The organism is Mesorhizobium sp. M0848 (genome assembly GCF_040319805.1).
Classification (GTDB): domain Bacteria; phylum Pseudomonadota; class Alphaproteobacteria; order Rhizobiales; family Rhizobiaceae; genus Mesorhizobium.
In genome coordinates this window covers 84,066-102,012 of record NZ_JAMYOM010000024.1, presented here as the reverse complement: position 1 = coordinate 102,012, position 17,947 = coordinate 84,066, and the positions used below count along the sequence as shown (strand labels likewise).

Annotated in this window: 17 protein-coding genes; 11 read left to right on the top strand and 6 right to left on the bottom strand. The window is 63.6% G+C overall.

The genetic code is table 11. The features are described from left to right. The first annotated feature begins 281 nt into the window (after window positions 1-281). A complete protein-coding gene (locus NKH95_RS25255) occupies window positions 282-2,714 on the top strand; it encodes an EAL domain-containing protein (protein ID WP_352441724.1) in 2,433 nt (810 codons plus the stop codon). Here the strand turns inward: NKH95_RS25255 and tlpA are convergent. After that, on the bottom strand, window positions 2,711-3,400 hold the full coding sequence (gene tlpA, locus NKH95_RS25250) for a thiol:disulfide interchange protein TlpA (protein ID WP_352441725.1): 690 nt from the start codon (window positions 3,398-3,400) through the stop codon (window positions 2,711-2,713). The genes NKH95_RS25255 and tlpA overlap by 4 nt on opposite strands. Window positions 3,401-3,435: 35 nt before the next feature. On the opposite strand from tlpA, the gene argH reads away from it, so the two are divergent. The 6 genes from argH (at window position 3,436) to NKH95_RS25220 (ending at window position 10,785) form a co-directional block, all read left to right on the top strand. After that, window positions 3,436-4,836 (top strand): argininosuccinate lyase, encoded by a 1,401-nt coding sequence (gene argH / locus NKH95_RS25245; protein ID WP_352441726.1) that lies wholly within the window; start codon window positions 3,436-3,438, stop codon window positions 4,834-4,836. Window positions 4,837-4,954: 118 nt separating this feature from the next. After that, window positions 4,955-5,161, top strand: coding sequence for an LPS translocon maturation chaperone LptM (lptM, locus tag NKH95_RS25240; protein ID WP_023811112.1), 207 nt, complete (start codon window positions 4,955-4,957; stop codon window positions 5,159-5,161). Window positions 5,162-5,224: 63 nt separating this feature from the next. Beyond that, window positions 5,225-6,493, top strand: coding sequence for a diaminopimelate decarboxylase (gene lysA / locus NKH95_RS25235; RefSeq protein ID WP_352441727.1), 1,269 nt, complete (start codon window positions 5,225-5,227; stop codon window positions 6,491-6,493). A 40-nt stretch (window positions 6,494-6,533) separates the two neighbouring features. After that, a complete protein-coding gene (locus NKH95_RS25230) occupies window positions 6,534-7,475 on the top strand; it encodes a threonine/serine dehydratase (protein WP_352893593.1) in 942 nt (313 codons plus the stop codon). Between the two features lie 240 nt (window positions 7,476-7,715). Then, a complete protein-coding gene (locus NKH95_RS25225) occupies window positions 7,716-10,304 on the top strand; it encodes a TIGR02302 family protein (RefSeq protein WP_352893591.1) in 2,589 nt (862 codons plus the stop codon). A 109-nt stretch (window positions 10,305-10,413) separates the two neighbouring features. Then, complete coding sequence (locus NKH95_RS25220) at window positions 10,414-10,785, top strand: glyoxalase superfamily protein (protein WP_023811108.1); 372 nt, start codon at window positions 10,414-10,416, stop codon at window positions 10,783-10,785. Here the strand turns inward: NKH95_RS25220 and NKH95_RS25215 are convergent. Next, entirely contained in the window at window positions 10,764-11,645 is an 882-nt protein-coding gene (locus NKH95_RS25215) for a LysR family transcriptional regulator (protein ID WP_023811107.1), read from the bottom strand. The two genes, NKH95_RS25220 and NKH95_RS25215, sit on opposite strands and share 22 nt — an antisense overlap. A gap of 222 nt (window positions 11,646-11,867) precedes the next feature. Here NKH95_RS25215 and NKH95_RS25210 point away from each other — a divergent pair, with 222 nt between their 5' ends. Then, a complete protein-coding gene (locus NKH95_RS25210; protein WP_352893618.1) occupies window positions 11,868-12,815 on the top strand; it encodes a DMT family transporter in 948 nt (315 codons plus the stop codon). On the opposite strand, the gene NKH95_RS25205 is transcribed toward NKH95_RS25210, so the two are convergent. From NKH95_RS25205 to NKH95_RS25195, 3 genes are all read right to left on the bottom strand, one after another. Further along, window positions 12,816-13,187 carry a response regulator gene (locus tag NKH95_RS25205; RefSeq protein ID WP_352893589.1) on the bottom strand — a complete coding sequence of 124 codons (372 nt, stop codon included), beginning with the start codon at window positions 13,185-13,187 and terminating at the stop codon, window positions 12,816-12,818. It abuts the gene before it with no gap. 198 nt (window positions 13,188-13,385) lie between these two features. Further along, a complete protein-coding gene (gene hpt / locus NKH95_RS25200; protein WP_352441732.1) occupies window positions 13,386-13,928 on the bottom strand; it encodes a hypoxanthine phosphoribosyltransferase in 543 nt (180 codons plus the stop codon). 23 nt (window positions 13,929-13,951) lie between these two features. Then, on the bottom strand, window positions 13,952-14,596 hold the full coding sequence (locus tag NKH95_RS25195) for a hypothetical protein (protein ID WP_352612750.1): 645 nt from the start codon (window positions 14,594-14,596) through the stop codon (window positions 13,952-13,954). Window positions 14,597-14,788: 192 nt separating this feature from the next. On the opposite strand from NKH95_RS25195, the gene ftsE reads away from it, so the two are divergent. The 3 genes from ftsE to NKH95_RS25180 all read left to right on the top strand — a co-directional run bounded on the left by ftsE (window position 14,789) and on the right by NKH95_RS25180 (window position 17,295). Beyond that, complete coding sequence (gene ftsE, locus NKH95_RS25190; protein ID WP_010911739.1) at window positions 14,789-15,448, top strand: cell division ATP-binding protein FtsE; 660 nt, start codon at window positions 14,789-14,791, stop codon at window positions 15,446-15,448. After that, window positions 15,441-16,436 carry a cell division protein FtsX gene (locus tag NKH95_RS25185; protein WP_027038121.1) on the top strand — a complete coding sequence of 332 codons (996 nt, stop codon included), beginning with the start codon at window positions 15,441-15,443 and terminating at the stop codon, window positions 16,434-16,436. Before ftsE ends, NKH95_RS25185 begins: the two co-directional genes overlap by 8 nt. Window positions 16,437-16,569: 133 nt before the next feature. Beyond that, window positions 16,570-17,295, top strand: coding sequence for a YdcF family protein (locus NKH95_RS25180; protein WP_352893586.1), 726 nt, complete (start codon window positions 16,570-16,572; stop codon window positions 17,293-17,295). Here NKH95_RS25180 and NKH95_RS25175 read toward each other — a convergent pair whose 3' ends face one another. Then, window positions 17,296-17,928: a pyridoxamine 5'-phosphate oxidase family protein gene (locus NKH95_RS25175; protein WP_352612748.1), complete on the bottom strand. Its 633-nt coding sequence runs from the start codon at window positions 17,926-17,928 to the stop codon at window positions 17,296-17,298. Between the last annotated feature and the right edge of the window lie 19 nt (window positions 17,929-17,947).

The following is a 17,947-nucleotide window of genomic DNA, read 5'->3' as shown; positions in this document are numbered from 1 at the left end:
GTTTTGTTGCAGATCGACGAACTTCACCCTTTACCTCACGCCACCCTCGCCTCCGCTTTGAGACATGGAAAGCCACACGGTTAGCCGGCTTAGCGCGACGACAAGCGCACCAGGAACTACCATCGGAACTGCCAAGCTGGCTTCGGCGTGTCAGCCCTGATTGCAGCCGCCGCAACCCGAAGAGACACGCCAAGGTTGCAGGCGACTTTATCGATCCCTCAACGGCAACGCGCTACTCAATCCTGCTGCCCTGTTTATTTCCAAAGATCAGGTGAAATAAAATGCTGACGGTCTACAATTGTATCGTCAACGAACACGATCTGAGACTGGTCGCACTTGCCGCGCTGATCTGCGGAATTTCCTGTTTCTCTGCCGTCAACCTGCTTCATCACATAAGCCGCTCCACCGATCGGAACCGGCTTGCCTGGCTGATGATCGCGGCCACTTCGACCGGCTTCGGCATCTGGGCAACGCACTTCATCGCCATGCTCGCATTCACACCGGGCATACCCAGTGCTTACGATCCCGCACTCTCCGTGCTTTCGCTCGCTGCTTCGGTCACTCTGACGGCAGCCGGCATGTGGATCGCCACCTTGCGGAATGAGTTCGATTATCATCTCGTCGGCGGCGCCGTGCTGGGCGGCGGTATCGCGGCCATGCACTACATTGGTATGGCGGCGTTCGAGGTTCAGGGCCGCATCGAGTGGAACCTGTTGCTTGTCGCCGTTTCCCTTCTGGCCGGCGTAACGCTCGCGGCGCTGGCGCTGCGTGTCGTGCAGCGCCGCCCCTCCCTGAAGGCGACATCCGGCGGCGCGGTGCTGCTGACGCTGGCAATCTGCACCCTGCATTTCATCGGCATGGGTGCCGTCTCGATCTTCCCCGATCCCTCGATCGTCATATCCGAATACACGATCGAGCCGACCTCGCAGGCTTTCGCCGCCGCCGCCGCCACATTGGTGATTCTGGTCCTGTCGGCATCGGCGCTGTATATCGATCTGCGCTTCCGTCGCCAGAAGCTCGAGGTCGACCGCATGCACGGCCTGGCCAATGCCGCCGTGGAGGGGCTGATCGTCTGCGACGGCAACCGCATCATCAGTGCCAATGACAGCATGGCGACATTGACGGGCATCGCAACAGCGACGCTGAACGGAATGCAGCTTGGCGATCTCTTCGGATCCGACATGTCAGGCTTCGGCGAACAGCCGCAGGAGGCCGAATTGAGCGGCCGCGATGGCACGAGCATTCCTGTCGAGCTGATCGCCAGGAGCATCGACTACTGTGGCAAACCGCACAACGTGGTCGCGGTCCGCGACATTCGCGAGCGCAAGAAGGCGGAACAGGAGATCCTGCGGCTTGCCCATTTCGATCCATTGACCGGACTGGCCAATCGCCGCAGCTTTTCCGGCCGGCTGGAGACGGAAATTGCTGCGATGGGCCGGACCAGGAAAGGCGGCCAGCTTGCGCTTCTGCTGCTCGATCTCGACCGGTTCAAGGAGGTCAACGACCTGTATGGGCACGGCGCGGGCGACGCCATGCTGCAGAAGGTTGCGCATTGCGTTACCGGCATTCTTCGCCAAGGACAGATGGTGGCGCGACTGGGCGGCGATGAGTTCGCCATCATCGCGCCGAACCTGACCGACCCGTTGGAGGCGGGCCGTATCGCCGACGCGGTGCTGACCGCCATGCGCGAGGAAAACCGGCTTTCTGTCGGCGGCGGCCTTGTGTCGGCCAGCATCGGCATAGCGCTGTATCCATCGGATGCCGAGAACCAGGCCAGCCTGATAAGCCACGCCGATACGGCACTCTACCGGGCCAAGACCGAAGGCAAGGACACCTACCGTTATTTCGAAGCTTCGATGGGGGCCGAGGCCCGCGACAAGCGCGTGATGGAGCACGAGCTGCGCCAGGCGGTCGCACGCCAGGAGTTCTACCTCGTCTACCAGCCGCAGAAAGAGATCAGCAGCGGAAAGATGGTCGGTTTCGAAGCGCTGGTCCGGTGGCGGCATCCGACGCGCGGCGACGTGTCGCCGAGCATATTCATCCCGATCGCCGAAGACAGCGGCGCCATTGGCCAGATTGGCGAATGGGTGCTGACGGCCGCCTGCGAGGAAGCCGCCCGCTGGGAAAATCCGCTGACGGTGGCCGTCAACGTTTCGGCGGTGCAGCTCCACAACACGAATTTCAGCCGCAAGGTCCACGAAACCTTGCTGAATTCCGGCCTGGCGCCCGGCAGGCTCGAGCTTGAGATCACCGAGACGGCGCTTGTTAAGGACATGCCGCGGGCACTGGCCACCTTGCGGCAGGTCAAGGCGCTGGGCGTGCGGGTCGCCATGGACGATTTTGGAACAGGCTATTCCTCGCTCTCCAACCTTCGCGCCTTCCCCTTCGACAAGATCAAGATCGATGGCTCCTTCATCAAGTCCGTCGACAAGAACGGCCAGGTCGCGGCGATCGTGCGCGCCGTCCTGGGACTTGGACGCGGTCTCGGCCTGCCGGTTCTGGCGGAAGGTGTCGAGACGCTCGGCGAACTGAAATTCCTGGACGCCGAAGCCTGCGAGATCGGCCAGGGCTATTACATCGGCAGGCCAGCTCTCATCGAGGAATTCGGCGAGCTGACCGGTGTCGTCGCACCCGCTGTCGGCAGCAAACCCGCCACCTTGCGCGACAGAAGCGTTCTGGCCTTCGCACCCGCGCCTGTCCTCAATAGGGCTTAAAAACTCTCGGGCTTGAGTGCCGTCTCGATCAGCCGCCTGGCGTCCGGCCCCGACCATTCGGCCGGGCCGTTCATATGGGCGATCAGGCAGCCTTCGCCGTCGATCAGCATGGTAACGGGAAGGCCTAGCGCCAGGCCGCGCTTCTTGAGGTCGTTGAACAGCGCCATCGTCGAATCCCGGTAATAATCGAGCGTCGTGACGCCGGTATCGCTGAGGAACTTCTTCGGCTTCACATCGTCGCCGGCATCGACATTGACGGCGACCACTTCAAAGGAGTCGCTGCCCTTTTCCTTCTGCAGCGCATCGAGCGCCGGCATTTCGGCACGGCACGGCGCGCACCATGTCGCCCACAGATTGAGCAGCACCGTCTTGCCGGCATGATCGGCAAGCGTCATCGGCTTGCCGTCCGGGCCATTGAAGGCAAGGCTCTTCAGGGATTGTGGCGGATCGGCCGGCAAAAGTGCCGCAACCTCACCGGTGGCCGACGCCGCGATTTTCTTGGCGCGGTCGCTCTTGGCCGCGCAGCCGACATCGTCCTTGCTCTCATCCACGGCAGCTTGTGCCGGTGCATTGTTGCCAGACCGGCTCTCGCTGACATATACCGCGACCGCGCCCGCCAGCGCGCCCGCCACCAAGGCGGCGAGGATCAGGCGCGGGGCCGGGAAGAATCTACTACCGTCTGCCATTTTCTCAAAACTGCTCCGAAGCACGGGTTATAGCCATGAGCGACAAGAAAACCAGCAACCAGATGTGGGGCGGACGTTTTGCCTCGGGTCCGGCCGCGATCATGGAAGCGATCAACGCGTCTATCTCCTTCGACCGCAAGCTTTATGCGCAGGACATCAAAGGCTCGATCGCCCATAGCGAGATGCTGGCGCAAACGGGCATTATTTCGGCGGCCGACCAAGAAAAAATCGCAGACGGGCTGAACACGATCCTGAAAGAGATCGAGGCCGGCAGCTTCGAGTTCTCGCCACGGCTCGAAGACATCCACATGAACATCGAAGCGCGCCTTGCCGATCTGATTGGCCCGGCGGCCGGCCGCCTGCACACCGCACGCTCGCGCAACGACCAGGTCGCGGTCGATCTGAGGCTGTGGGTCAAGGAGGAGTGCTTTCGCGTCGCCGGGGCGTTGAAGGGGTTGATCGAGGCGCTGCTGGAGCGGGCCGAGGAGCATGCGGCGACCGTGATGCCGGGCTTCACCCATATGCAGGCGGCCCAGCCGGTGACCTTCGGCCATCATTGCATGGCCTATGTCGAGATGTTTTCTCGCGACCTGTCGCGCGCGCGCGATGCGATCGAACGGATGGACGAAAGCCCGCTCGGTGCCGCAGCCCTCGCCGGCACCAGCTTCCCGATCGACCGTCACCGGACCGCCAAGGCGCTCGGCTTCCGCGAGCCGATGCGCAATTCGCTGGACAGCGTCTCGGATCGCGATTTCGCGCTCGAGTTCCTCGCTCTTGCCGCGATCTGCGCCACGCATCTGTCACGGCTGGCTGAAGAGATCATCATCTGGTCGACGCCGCAATTCGGCTTTGTCAGGCTGTCGGACTCGTTTTCCACCGGCTCATCGATCATGCCGCAGAAGAAGAACCCCGATGCAGCCGAACTGGTGCGCGGCAAGACCGGCCGCGTCACCGGTCATCTGGTCGGCCTGCTGACGGTGATGAAGGGCATGCCTTTGACCTATGGCAAGGACATGCAGGAAGACAAGGAATCGGTGTTCGACGCCGCCGAGACGCTCGATCTGATGCTGGCGGCGATGACCGGCATGGTCTCGGACATGACGGTCAACGCTGCCGCGATGAAGAAGGCCGCCGGCTCCGGCCACGCGACAGCAACCGACCTTGCCGACTGGCTGGTGCGCACGCTCGGCCTGCCGTTCCGCGAAGCGCATCATGTCACCGGCCGGGCGGTGGCGCTGGCCGAAGACAAGAAGGTGGGGCTGGAGAGGCTTTCACTGGAGGATTTGCAGTCGATCAATTCCGGCATAACGGCCGACATATTTTCGGTGCTGGCGGTGCAGAACTCGGTCAAGAGCCGCATCAGTTTCGGCGGCACCGCGCCGTCGGAAGTGAGGAAGCAGATCCGCGCCTGGAAAAAGCGGCTGGCGAAAGCGTAATGCCGGATATTGCGAGCAGTAATATCCCGGATATTGCGACGGGCAATATCTCGGGGTGCAATGCGCCGAGAACTCGGCTAAAAGCGGCGGCTGACAAACGTTTCGGACGGATGGATCGATGACCGGAAGCAGGATTTTGGTGACGCTGACGCTGCTGGTTGCGATCGCGGCCGTTTCGGCCTGCGGCAGGAGGGGCGCTCTCGACACGCCCTATGAGGCGGCCGTACAGGCGCGCAAGGATGCCTCGAAGGCCCACCAGCCCGTGCCGCCGGAGCCGGAAAAACCGGTCAAGGACAAGAAATTCATCCTCGACCCGCTGATCTAGAGCCGACGAGAGCCGGGCCTTCCAACCCGATCTCATCGCGCCCCAACTTCCGGAACCACTCTCGTGAACCATTTCGACTACCGCGACGGCGTGCTCCATGCCGAGGACGTGGCGATACCAGATATCGCAGCACAGATCGGCACGCCATTCTACTGCTATTCGACGGCCACCCTGACCAGGCACTACCGAGTGTTTGCCCAGTCCTTTGCCGGGCTCGACACGCTTGTCTGCTACGCCATGAAGGCCAATTCCAACCAGGCCGTCCTGCGGACGCTGGCCAAGCTCGGCGCCGGCGCCGACGTGGTTTCGGAAGGTGAATTGCGCCGGGCGCTGGCCGCCGGCATTCCGGCCGGCAAGATCCTGTTTTCGGGCGTCGGCAAGACCGCGCGCGAAATGGACTTTGCCCTTGCCGCCGGCATCCTCTGCTTCAACGTCGAGTCCGAGCCTGAACTCGAGCTGTTGTCGGCGCGGGCCACTGCCCTTGGCAAGGTGGCGCCGATCTCGCTGCGCATCAATCCCGACGTCGACGCCAAGACCCACAAGAAGATCTCCACCGGCAAGGCCGAGAACAAGTTCGGCATCCCGTGGCAGCGGGCGCGGCAGGTTTATGCCCGCGCGGCAAAGCTTCCCGGCATCAGGATCACCGGCATCGATACCCATATCGGCAGCCAGATCACCGAGCTGCAGCCCTTCGACGATGCCTTCGCCCTGCTTGTCGATCTCGTCGGCGCGCTGCGGGCGGACGGCCATGCCATCGAGCATATCGATGTCGGCGGCGGGCTCGGCATTCCCTACCGCATCGACAACAACCCGCCGCCGCTGCCCGACGCCTATGCCCAGATCGTCAGGAAGCATGTCACCAAGCTCGGGCTGAAGGTGATGTTCGAGCCTGGCCGGCTGATATCAGGCAATGCCGGCATCCTCGTCTCGGAAGTGATCTTCGTAAAGGAAGGCGACGCCAAGAACTTCCTCGTCGTCGACGCCGCAATGAACGATCTCATCCGGCCGACGCTCTACGATGCCTTCCACGACATTCGTCCGGTCGTGCAGCCGCCGGCCGATACGCCGCGCATGATGGTCGACGTGGTCGGCCCGGTCTGCGAGACCGGCGACTATATCGGCCTGGACCGCGATCTGCCCAGGCTGAAGGCCGGCGATCTGATTGCCGTCTCCACCGCGGGCGCCTATGGCGCGGTGCAGGCCGGCACCTACAACACCCGCCTGCTGGTGCCGGAGGTGCTGGTCGACGGCGACCGGTTCCACGTCGTGCGCCCACGCCCGACCTATGACGACCTGATTGGGTTGGATTCCATGCCCGACTGGCTTGCATAGAAGCGCCGGAAACACACCTACCCGTCACAGGGAGCGAATCATGACGAACGGCATCACCGTCACACGCGAGCGCATTGCCGCGATGGAACCGCGCATCCGCCCCTATATCAGGCACACGCCGGTGCTGCGCGTCGACATGGCCGACTTCGACCGGCCGCCGCTGGCCGTCGACCTGAAGCTCGAATGCCTGCAGCATTCCGGCTCGTTCAAGGCGCGCGGCGCTTTCACCAATCTCCTGGAGCGGCCGGTTCCCGACGCCGGTGTCGTCGCGGCATCGGGCGGCAACCATGGCGCGGCCGTCGCCTATGCCGCCATGCGGCTGGGCCATAAGGCGACCATCTTCGTTCCCGAGGTGAGCCCGGCGGCCAAGCTGGAACGGATCCGCAGCTACGGCGCCGAGCTGATCGTCGGCGGCGCCCGCTATGCCGAGGCGTTGGCGGCCAGCGAACGTTTCGCCGAGAAAACCGGCGCCTTGCAGATTCATGCCTTCAACCAGGAGGAAACGCTCGTCGGCCAAGGCACGCTCGGGCTCGAAATCGAGAGCGATTTGCCTAAGATCGACACGCTGCTGGTCGCTGTCGGCGGCGGCGGCCTGATCGGCGGCATCGCTGCCTGGTTTGCCGGCCGCATCCGCATCATCGCCGTCGAGCCGGAAGGAGCGCCGACGCTGCATCGCGCCTTCGAGGCCGGACACCCCGTCGACGCACCGGCCGAGGGCATCGCCGCCGATTCGCTGGCGCCAAAGCGCGTCGGCGAAATGATGTTCCCGATCGCCGAGGCCTTTGTCGAACGCTCGATCCTGGTCAGTGACGACGACATCATCGCCGCGCAGAAGGCGCTGTGGAACCGGGCTCGCATCATCTCCGAGCCGGGACGTGCGGCCGCCTTTGCCGCGGTCCTGTCCGGCCGCTATGCGCCGGCGGCGGGCGAACGGGTCGCCGTACTGGTCTGCGGGGCGAATGCAGACCCCGCTACCTTCTAAAGGGGCCCACCAACTTCTGAAGGGTATGCAGGATGGAACGATAGCGGCCACTTCACGTTTTTCCGAACTGCCTCGCCTTTGCCGTGTTTGCTGGTATTCTTTGAGTCGTGAGGCGTCGGGCTATCCTGCCCGCTCCACAGCATGATCCCGAAAAGTGAAATCCCTTTCGGAACAGATCATGCTCAAAGGGATAGGGCCGCATCCCGGTTTTCGGGATGCAATAGGCTCAAGGAAGGGCCGATGACGCAACGACCCACCCTCAGCAGCGATCGCGGCCTCGCCGGGCGCCTGGCCATGAGCCGGCTGGCGACGCGGGTCTCGATGATGGTCGAGCGCGGCTGGCCGTTGCTGCTTCCGCTCGTCATAGTCGCCAGCCTGTTCCTCAGCATCTCCTGGCTCGGGCTGTTCTCCCGGCTGCCGGATATGGCGCGCATCGGCCTGATCGCTGCTTTTGCCATAGCGGCACTGGCCGCGCTCTATCCGCTGCGCTTCTTCCGCCTGCCGGGCGCCGCCGAAATTGACCGCCGCATCGAGGCCGCCAATCAACTGTTGCACAGCCCGGTGCTGGTGCAGACCGACCGGCCCAGCGGCAGGGAAAGCAGCTTCTCGCAGGCGCTGTGGCGCGAACACCAGAAGCGCATGGCTGGAAAGCTCGACAACCTTGGCGCCGACCTGCCGCGCACACGCGTGCCGGAGCGCGACCCCTGGGGGCTGCGCGCGGTGGCGGCCCTTTTGCTCGTTACCGCCTTCGCCTTCTCCTTCGGACCGACGGGCGGCAGGATCAGCGACGGCTTCAATGCCCATGGGACGCGCGATATCGTGCCGCCGCGCATCGATGCATGGGTGACGCCACCGGCCTATACCGGCAAGCCGCCGATCTTCTTGACCGCCGACGCAAACCAGGCGATCCCGACCTTTACGGTTCCCGAAGGCAGCGACGTTTCGCTGCGCGTGACGGGCGGCTCGGGCGAGGAAACGCTCGGCTATGCCGACAAGAATGGCAACGCCCGCGTCATCGACCCCGCTGCGCCGCAGACCGCCGCCAAGCCGGCTGCAAGCCCGGCGACGCCGTCCAAGGTGCGCCAGTTCACCAGCAAGCTGACCGGCGACGGCACGCTGACGCTGACGTCGGGCGAGGAACAGCTCGGCCGCTGGGCCTTCGCGGTCATATCGGACAAGCCGCCGCAGATCCGCTTCGTCGGCGAGCCCAAGCGCGCCGCCAATGGCGCCTTCGAGCTAAACTACCAAATCGACGACGACTATGGCGCCGCCACCGCCAAGGCGGTGTTCGCGCTCGCCGATCCGCAGGCGCCGAATGCGCGTCCGCTGTACGGTGCACCTGAAATGCCGCTGACGCTGCCGCGCCGCGGCGGCAAGTCGAACGCCGCCAGGACCTCCAAGGACCTGACCGAGCATGTCTGGGCCGGCAGCAGCATTAAGCTGACGCTGGTCGCCACCGACGATGCCGGGCACACCGCATCGAGCCAAACCAAGACGCTGCTGATGCCGGAGCGGCCTTTCGCCAATCCGCTGGCACGCGCCGTGATCGAACAGCGCCGCCTGCTGGCGCTCGACGCCAACGCCAAGCCGCGCGTGCTCGACCTGATGGACGCCATCACGCTGCGGCCGGAAGACACGTTCGACAATATGTCCCACTACCTCGCCATTATGAGTGCCCGCACCCGGCTGAAGATGGCCGAGAGCGACGATCAATTGCGCAGCGAGGTCTCCTATCTCTGGGAAATCGCGCTCGGCATCGAGGAAGGCAATCTTTCGGCCGCCGAAAAGCGGCTGCGCCAAGCGCAACAGGCGCTGCAGGACGCCATCAAGAATGGCGCCAGCGACGCTGAAATCGAAAAGGCGATGAAGGAACTGCGCGAGGCGATGAACCAGTTCCTGCAGGAATTCGCGGAGCGCGCCAAGCAGAATCCCAACGCCCCGCAGATGCAGCAGAACGGCCAGGAACTACGCCAGAGCGACATCGATCGCATGATGGACCAGATCGAAAACCTGGCCAAGTCCGGTGATCGCGACAAGGCCCAGCAACTGCTGTCGCAACTGCAGGACATGATGAACAATCTGCAAGCCGGCCGTCAGCAGCAAGGCGGCCAGCAGGACAGCGAGATGCGCCAGCAGATGGACAAGCTGGGCGAGATCCTGCGACGTCAGCAGGAGATGATGAACGACACCTTCCGCATGGATCAGATGCAGCGCGGCGAGCGCCAGCGCGGGCAGAACCGTGACGAACAGCTCGGCGAAGGCGGCCAGGATGAGGACAGACCCGGCGTCGGCGAAGACCGCGATCCGCTCGCCCGGCAAAAGCCGATGACACCCCAGGAATTCGCCGATGCGCTGAAACAGCTGCAGCAGGGCCAGGGCCAACTGCAAAGCGACCTCGAGCAGCTGAAGAAAGGCCTCGAAGGCATGGGTATGGAGCCCAATGAAGGATTTGGCGAGGCCGGCAAGTCCATGGGCAATGCCGAACAGGCACTCGGCGAGGGCGAAGGCGATGCGGCCGTCGGTCATCAGGGCCGGGCGCTGGAAGCGCTGCGCAAGGGCGCCAAGGACATGATGAAGCAGATGCAGGCCATGCAAGGCGACCAGGGCGGCGGCGAGGAAGGCGGCCGCCAGCAGAACGCCGATCGTGATCCGCTCGGCCGGCCACGCGCCAGCACGGGTCCCGACTTCGGCGATTCGGTGAAGGTGCCCGACGAGATCGACGTGCAGCGTGCCCGCCAGATACTGGAAGCGATCCGCAAGCGGCTCGGCAATGCGCTCAGCCCTGACATTGAACGCAGCTATCTGGAACGGCTGCTCGAGCTGAAATAGAGCAATTCCACGAAAATTATGAAGCGGTTTTCCGTCCGGAATTGCTATAAAACAAAGGGATTGCCGTCCGCCATCCCACCTGAAAACCCTCTCGCACGGTTGCACCACCATGCCCAGACTTGGCGCCGTCACACCCATCCTGCGCATCTTCGACATTGCCAAGGCACGTGAATTCTACGTCGGCTTCCTCGGCTTCGAGGTGCAGTGGGAACATCGCTTCGCCGACGACGCGCCGCTTTACATGGCGGTCGGCCGCGACGGCTGTGTTCTGCATCTCAGCGAACATCACGGCGACGGTGCACCCGGCATCGCCCTGCGCATCGAGGTCGAGGACATCACGGCTCTTCATGGCGAACTGATCGGCAAAAACTACCGCTTCGCCAGGCCGGGCGTGGAAGAGACGCCTTGGAAGACCCGCGAGATATCGGTCGCCGATCCGTTCGGCAACAGGCTGCATTTCTACGAGGATGCCGCCGGCTGACTGAGCCTGTTGACGAAGGCTTCGCGGATAGCATCCTGCATGCCGTCGATCGCCTCGCCTGACGCATTCGGGTTGCGGTGCATCACCACGTTCGAGGAATCGATGGCGCCGAATCCGTCTGCCGTGGTCAGTTCACGACAGCCGTCCGGAATGTTGCTGCGCGAAATCGGCGCGATCGCCAGTCCGGAGGTGACGGCGAGCTTGAGGCCGCCGGTGGTGTCGCTGGTATAGGCGACACGATAGGCAAGATCGCGCTGCTCCAGTGATTTGATGGCAAAGTCCTTGCACCAGCCGGCCCGGTTGTAGAGCGCGATCGGCACCGGCTGTTCCTCATGCATATGGTGCAGGGTCGACGTCACCCACACGGTCGGGTCCTGCATCAGCACTTCGCCGCCGGCAGGATCCTGCCATTCGAACACCACGCACAGATCGAGCTCGCCGGCAGCGAGCGCCGCCATCTGCGCCCCGGAATGGGCATAGCGCACGGTGACCTCGACCTGCGTATGACGCTTCGAAAAAGCGCCGAGCGCGCGCGACAGGATGGCGTGGCCATATTCCTCCGGAATGCCGATGCGGACCGGCCCGCCAAGCGGCGCTGCCGCCATCGATGCCGACGTCTCGTCGAGCAGCGAGACAATGCGGCGGGCGTTGACGATGAGTTCGCCGCCGCGCCGCGTCAACGCGACGCCGCGCGAACCGCGCTCGAACAGGCTGGCGCCGATCAGCTCTTCGAGCTTCTTCATCTGCATCGACACCGCGGACTGGGTGCGGCCGGCCTGCTCCGCCGCCTTGGTGAAATTGCCGGTCTCGGCAATCGCCACGAAGGTGCGCAGGAGATCGCTGTCGAGGGTCGGCCGCATGAAATCCGCCATAAGGGAATTTGATTGCTGGCATCATTCCAATTCGTTTGCAACATGTCAAATGGCGGACGATAGTCGCCTCACCCATTGGATATGCGGCTGCGAAATCAGCCGTGGACCAATCAAGAGTCCTCACTCGTGCCCGCTGCCCGAAACGGTGGCGGGTTCTTTTTACGCCGCAGGCGACAGCTTCGGACCGTACGCGCAGGAGCCTGGATGCAGATGCAGAATCGGATGGTGGGCGGCATCTTGAGCCTGTGCCTCGGCGTGCTGATCTTTTCGCTGCAGGATCCGCTCGTCAAAGCCGTGTCGAGCGGCTATCCAGTGACCGAGGTGATGGCGATCCGCTCGATCGTCGCCCTGCCGATCCTGATCGTTCTGGTCCATGCCGACGTCGGCCTGCGGGCGATCCAGTCGAAGCGATTCGGCATGCTGACGGCGCGCGCCTTCATCCAGTTCACCTCCTATACGATGTACTACCTGGCCATCGCCGCCTTGCCGCTTGCCGATGCGGTGGCGCTCTATTTCATGGCGCCGCTGTTCATCATGGTGCTGGCCGGGCCGTACCTTGGCGAGCGCGTCTCCTGGCAGACACTGGCAACCGTGCTGATCGGCTTGTTCGGCGTCCTCGTGATGCTGCGTCCGGGCGCAGGGCTGTTCGACTGGGCTGCGCTGCTGTCGCTGGGCTCGGCGGCGCTCTATGGTTTTTCGCAGCTGATGGCCCGCAAGATCGGCGATACCGAATCCTCCACCGTCATGGCCTTCTATCAGAACGGCGCCTATCTGGTCGGCGCCGCCGTGGTTGCCGGGGCGTTTCACCTGGCCGGCATTACACACGCCGTTCACCCGAGCCTGGAATTCCTGGTAAGGCCATGGCTTTGGCCGACGCTGCCGGATTTTCTCAAGATGGCCGCCTGCGGTTTCGTCGCCTCCGCCGGCATGATCCTGCTGTCGCAGGCCTACCGGATGGCGCCGGCCAACCGCGTTGCCACCTTCGAATACACCGGCATCCTGTGGTCGCCGCTGTGGGGTTTCCTGTTCTTCGCCGAAGTACCGCGGTCGACAACCGTCATCGGGGCCGTCTTGATCATCGGCGCCGGCCTGTTGGCGCTCAACACCGAACGGCGCAAGAGCGTTCCACCCGTGCTCACTGCTGCCGATCCAGCCTGATCAGACGAAGCAGATCAGCGCCCGCTCGACGCGCGAGCGGATTTCGGCCAGCGTGAAGGGCTTCTGCACGACATCGAGGATGATGCCGTTCAACTCCTCGGCGCGCTCGCGCTGGTCGGCATAGCCGGTCATCAGCACGATCTTCATCGCCGGAAACAATGCTGCCGCCGCGATCGCCATCTCGATGCCGTCCATCTCCGGCATGCGGATATCGGAGACGACCAGATCGTAGCCGCCACGCGCTGCCTTGATCTGCGCAAGCCCCTGCGCGCCGTCCGCCGCGATATCGATTGTGTGCCCGGCGCGTTCAAGCGCGCGGGCGGCCAGGGTGCGGACGGACTCATCGTCCTCGACGATCAGAAGCTTTGCCATGGCCGGCATATTTGGCCGCGAAAAGTTGACTTTTCCTGAAAGCCCCCGAGCAATTCAGGAAAAGTGTGAGACGGTTTTCCGGGAAAAGCGCATAGCGCTTTCCCTTGGGAATTGCGTCAAAACAAAAAACTAGAGCGGTTCGGCGTTTTCGTGAAGCGGCGAACCGCTCTAAGCATCAGCAAACCTTTTTGATGCCGCTCAGACATCCCCTTTGACGACACCGACAAACGGCAACTCGCGAAAAGCATGCGCGACATCCATGCCGTAGCCGACAACGAAATAGTCGGGGCAGTCGAAGCCGACATAGTCGGCATTGAGCTCGGTCTGGCGGCGCATGCGCTTGTCGAGCAGCACGGCGATCGAACAGCTCTTGGCGCCCCGCGACAACATCAGCTCGCGGGTAAAGCTCAGCGTCTTCCCCGATTCGAGAATGTCGTCGATCAGCAGCACGTCGCGGCCGGCGACCTCATTGTCGATTTCGCGCAGCACCCTCACCTCGCCGCTGCTGGTGCCGGCGCCATAGCTGGAGATGAAGATGAATTCGACCTCCGGCGACAGGCCGACATCATGCATGGCGCGGATGAGATCTGCGGCGAAGATGAACGAGCCCTTCAGGACCGAGATCACCAGCAGATCGTGATAGTCGTGGCCGGCAATCTCCTTGGCGAGTTCCAGATTGCGCCGCGCGATCGCCGATGCTGAAAACAGAACCTCGATGTCCTTGCCGCGTACGATGGGCATTGATGGTCTTCCCCGGTGATCGCCTATTCGGCGAAAGTGACCGACACGGTCTTCACACCGTTTCTAGGCACGTCGAGCCGGCTGGCAAAGCCGAATCTTTCGCCAGAGGCCAGCGAGCGGCCGGATGTCCCCAACGTATAGCGGGTGGTCTGCCCGTCATTGCCAGTCACCCGGATTTCAAGCGGCGGCAACTGCGTCGGTTTCGCACCGTCATTGACGGCCTCGCCATCGACGAACAGTGCGGCGTTCGGCCCGGTAGCGTCGACGCGTGACGTGACGCCCGAAATGCTGAGCGCCGACGCCTGCGCGCTGGACAGGAACGGCGCCTGGCGCACCAGCGCGTGCCCGCCGGAGACCCAGAACGCGGCCAAGGCAGCGCCGATACCAGCGACCCAGAAGATCGGTCCGCCGCGCGAGGCCGGTAGCCGCTCCGGTGAGGCTTCGGGCTTGCGCAGCATGTCCATGCCTTCGATGGGCGGCGTGACGATCGCGCGCGGCAGCGGCGAAACGCTTTCCACCGCAGGCGCAAGGCGCGGCATCACCACGTAGTCGGCATCGACGATGTCGGCGGCCGAACCACGCATGAACCTGTCCGCTGCGGCAATTGCCGCCGGATCGGTCATGATTTCGCCGGAAACCGGGCGCGCGGTTCGATCGTCAGCCATCATGGCCCCAGCATTGCAGCACGTGTTCGCTTTTCGTTTCTTTTGCGTAAACACAGATGGTTAACGCTTCCCCACCGGAGCCCTCGTGACGAGCCGAAACAGCCCAGAAATTAACCGCCGGTTAACCATGCCGGCCGATGGTCTTTATCTAGAACAGGCCGGCTCGCCGCCGTGCCGAAATTCAGGTCGTCGAAATTGATTCGTTTCGAAAATGTCGGCCTCCGCTATGGCATGGGTCCGGAAATCCTCCGCGACATCTCCCTGCACATACCGGAGCGCTCCTTCCAGTTCCTGAGCGGGCCTTCGGGCGCCGGCAAGACGACCTTGCTGCGCCTGCTGTTCATGTCGCTGAAGCCGACGCGCGGGCTGATCACCATCTTTGGCAAGGACCGTTCGCGCATCTCGCGCACCGAATTGCCGCATCTGCGCCGCCGCATCGGCGTGGTGTTCCAGGATTTTCGCCTGCTCGACCACATGACCACCTACGAGAACGTCGCGCTGCCGCTGCGCGTGCGCGGGCGCGAGGAGGCGAGCTACCGCACCGATGTCACCGAGTTGTTGAAGTGGGTCGGGCTGGGCGAGCGCATGCACGTGCTGCCGCCGGTTCTGTCCGGCGGCGAGAAGCAGCGCGCGGCGATCGCGCGGGCGCTGATCGAGCAGCCGGAAATCCTGCTCGCCGACGAACCGACCGGCAATGTCGATCCGCCGCTGGCGCGACGCCTGCTGCGGCTGTTCATCGAGCTCAACCGGCTCGGCACCGCGGTGGTGATCGCCACCCACGACCTTGGCCTGATGGAACAGGTCGACGCGCGCCGCATGATCCTGGCCGGCGGAAGGCTGGACATCTATGACTGAACTGTCCGCCGAACATTTTGTGGAACGGGAGCAGGACGCCGAGGCGACCGAGGCAAAGCCCCGCGCCCAGCGCAGGATGGCGCCGATCGTGCCGGCGCAGAACATCGCTGGCCGGGCACTGGTCCTGGTCATCGCCATCATGACCTTCCTGTCCTGCCTGACTTTCGGCGCGGTGACGCTGGTGCGCGACACAGCGTCCGTCTGGGAGAACCAGATTTCGCGCGAGGCGACCATCCAGATCAAGCCGGTCGACGGGCTCGACATGGAAGCAGCCCTTACCCAGGCCTCCCAGATCGCCGGTGAATTCCCTGGCGTCAAGACGACCCGGATCATCGACCGCGAGGCGACCGCGAGGCTCCTTGAGCCCTGGCTGGGCTCGGGGCTCAACATCGACGAATTACCCGTGCCGCGCCTGATTATCGTCACCATCGACGAGAACAGCCCGCCCGATTTCGCCGCCATGCGCGCCGCGATCACGCCGAAACTGCCGAGCGCATCGCTCGACGATCACCGCACCTGGGTCGACCGGCTGGTGGCGATGGCCCGCACGACGGTGACCATCGGCATTGCCGTGCTGGCGCTGATGCTGTCGGCGACCGTGCTGACCGTGGTGTTCGCGACGCGCGGAGCCATGGCCGGCAACGGTCACATCATCGAGGTGCTGCATTTCGTCGGCGCCGAGGCACGCTTCATCGCGCGCGAATTCCGCCGGCATTTCCTGGTCACCGGCATGAAGGGAGCAGCGGCTGGCGGTGCCGCCGCAGTGCTCGTGTTCATCGTCTTTTCCTGGTGGTCGTCGCGCAATATGGCGACGCCGCAGGCCGACCAGGCGACCGCCCTGTTCGGCAATTTCGCCATCGGTTCGGCAGGCTATCTCGGTGTCGTGTTGATGGTGCTGGTGATCGGCGGACTGACGGCTGCCACGTCCCACGCCACCGTGGTTGCCTATCTCAGCGACATCGATGTCCGCCAACCGGATGCAGGCTAATTCATGTCGCCCAAAAGTGGGAACCGGTTTTGGGACAACGCCATGGATAAAACAGGGTGATCACGGATGGAGAATTCACGTAACGCAAAGTGCGTCTTTTACCTACCCAAAGCCGCATTTCAGGATTAACCATATGGCGATGGACGCGCGGGATTCGACCGGTACGGCTGGGCAGATGCCAGTGGTGGTTGCCCGTTCGCATAACCGCCGCGCTGTGAGCCGTCTAAGAGCCGCGTTGCGCCTCTCGGCTCTGTCTCTGCTCATCCTCGCTACGTTGTTTGCCGGCGGTTTCGGCTGGTTCGCCAACAAGGTAAGCCATCTGACGACGCCCGCCAATCCGGCCAGGGCGGACGCGATCATTGTCTTGACCGGCGGCCAATCCCGCCTCGATGCGGCGATGGATCTGCTGGCGTCCGGCAAGGGCGAACGGCTGCTGATCAGCGGCGTGCACCCTTCGGCCAGCCGTCGCCAGCTGCAGGCAGCGACCGGCGGCGACAAGAAGCTGTTTTCCTGTTGCGTCGACATCGACCGCGCCGCGCTCGATACGATCGGCAATGCGGAGGAAAGCGCCAAATGGGTCGAGAGCCACGCCTATGGCACGGTGATCCTCGTCACCAACAATTATCACATGCCCCGCAGCCTGCTGGAAATGGGCAGGCTGCTGCATGGCGCCAAGCTCGAGCCCTATCCGGTGGTCAATTCCAACCTCGACAATGGCGGCTGGCTGACCAAGCCGCGGGCATTGCGCGTGCTGTTCACCGAATACAACAAATATCTGCTGGCGCTGGCGCGCGGCATCGTGCCGGTCAAGCCGACGCCTAACGGCATCGCACTGGCCGAAACCGCGGCCGGCGGCTGATTATTCCCCTGCGGCCGCGCCCGAATTTCCCCTGAGCCGTGCGATCTCCTGCTCAAGGCGTTCGATACGCTTGTCCCGCTCTTCGAGTGCCGCCGCCACGTCGGCCGCCTCGAACCGTTGCGGGATATGCTGCGGGCAATTGGCATCCCAGGCCGAGACCGTGAACAGGATGACCTGCTCGGGGCGCGCCTTGTAGTCTTGCGGCATCAGTTTCGCCATCAACTCGGCGTCACTCTCGACGACCCGCGCCGTGCCCCAGATCTTGATGCGCTGGCGGTGCATATAGTCGATCAGGAACAGGAACGCCCTTGGATTGTCGGCCAGATTGCCCTGCGTGATGAACTGCCGGTTGCCGGCAAAATCCGCGAAGCCGATCGTGTGTTCATCCAGCACCTTGAGGAAGCCGGCGGGTCCGCCGCGATGCTGGATGTAGGGCTGGCCATCGCCATTGGCCGTCGACAGGAAAACGCTGGTCTGCATCTCGATGAAGGCGGCAAGGTCAGGGGTGATGACAGCTTGCCAGCCGCCACGCTCCTCGACGCGGGCATAGGACTGACGCGAGCCCTTGCGTGCCTGGATCGCCTTGACGGTCGGCGTGAAGGCGACGTCGCTGGTGAAAGCATGCGCGTTCATCGAAAGCCTCCTGGAATTG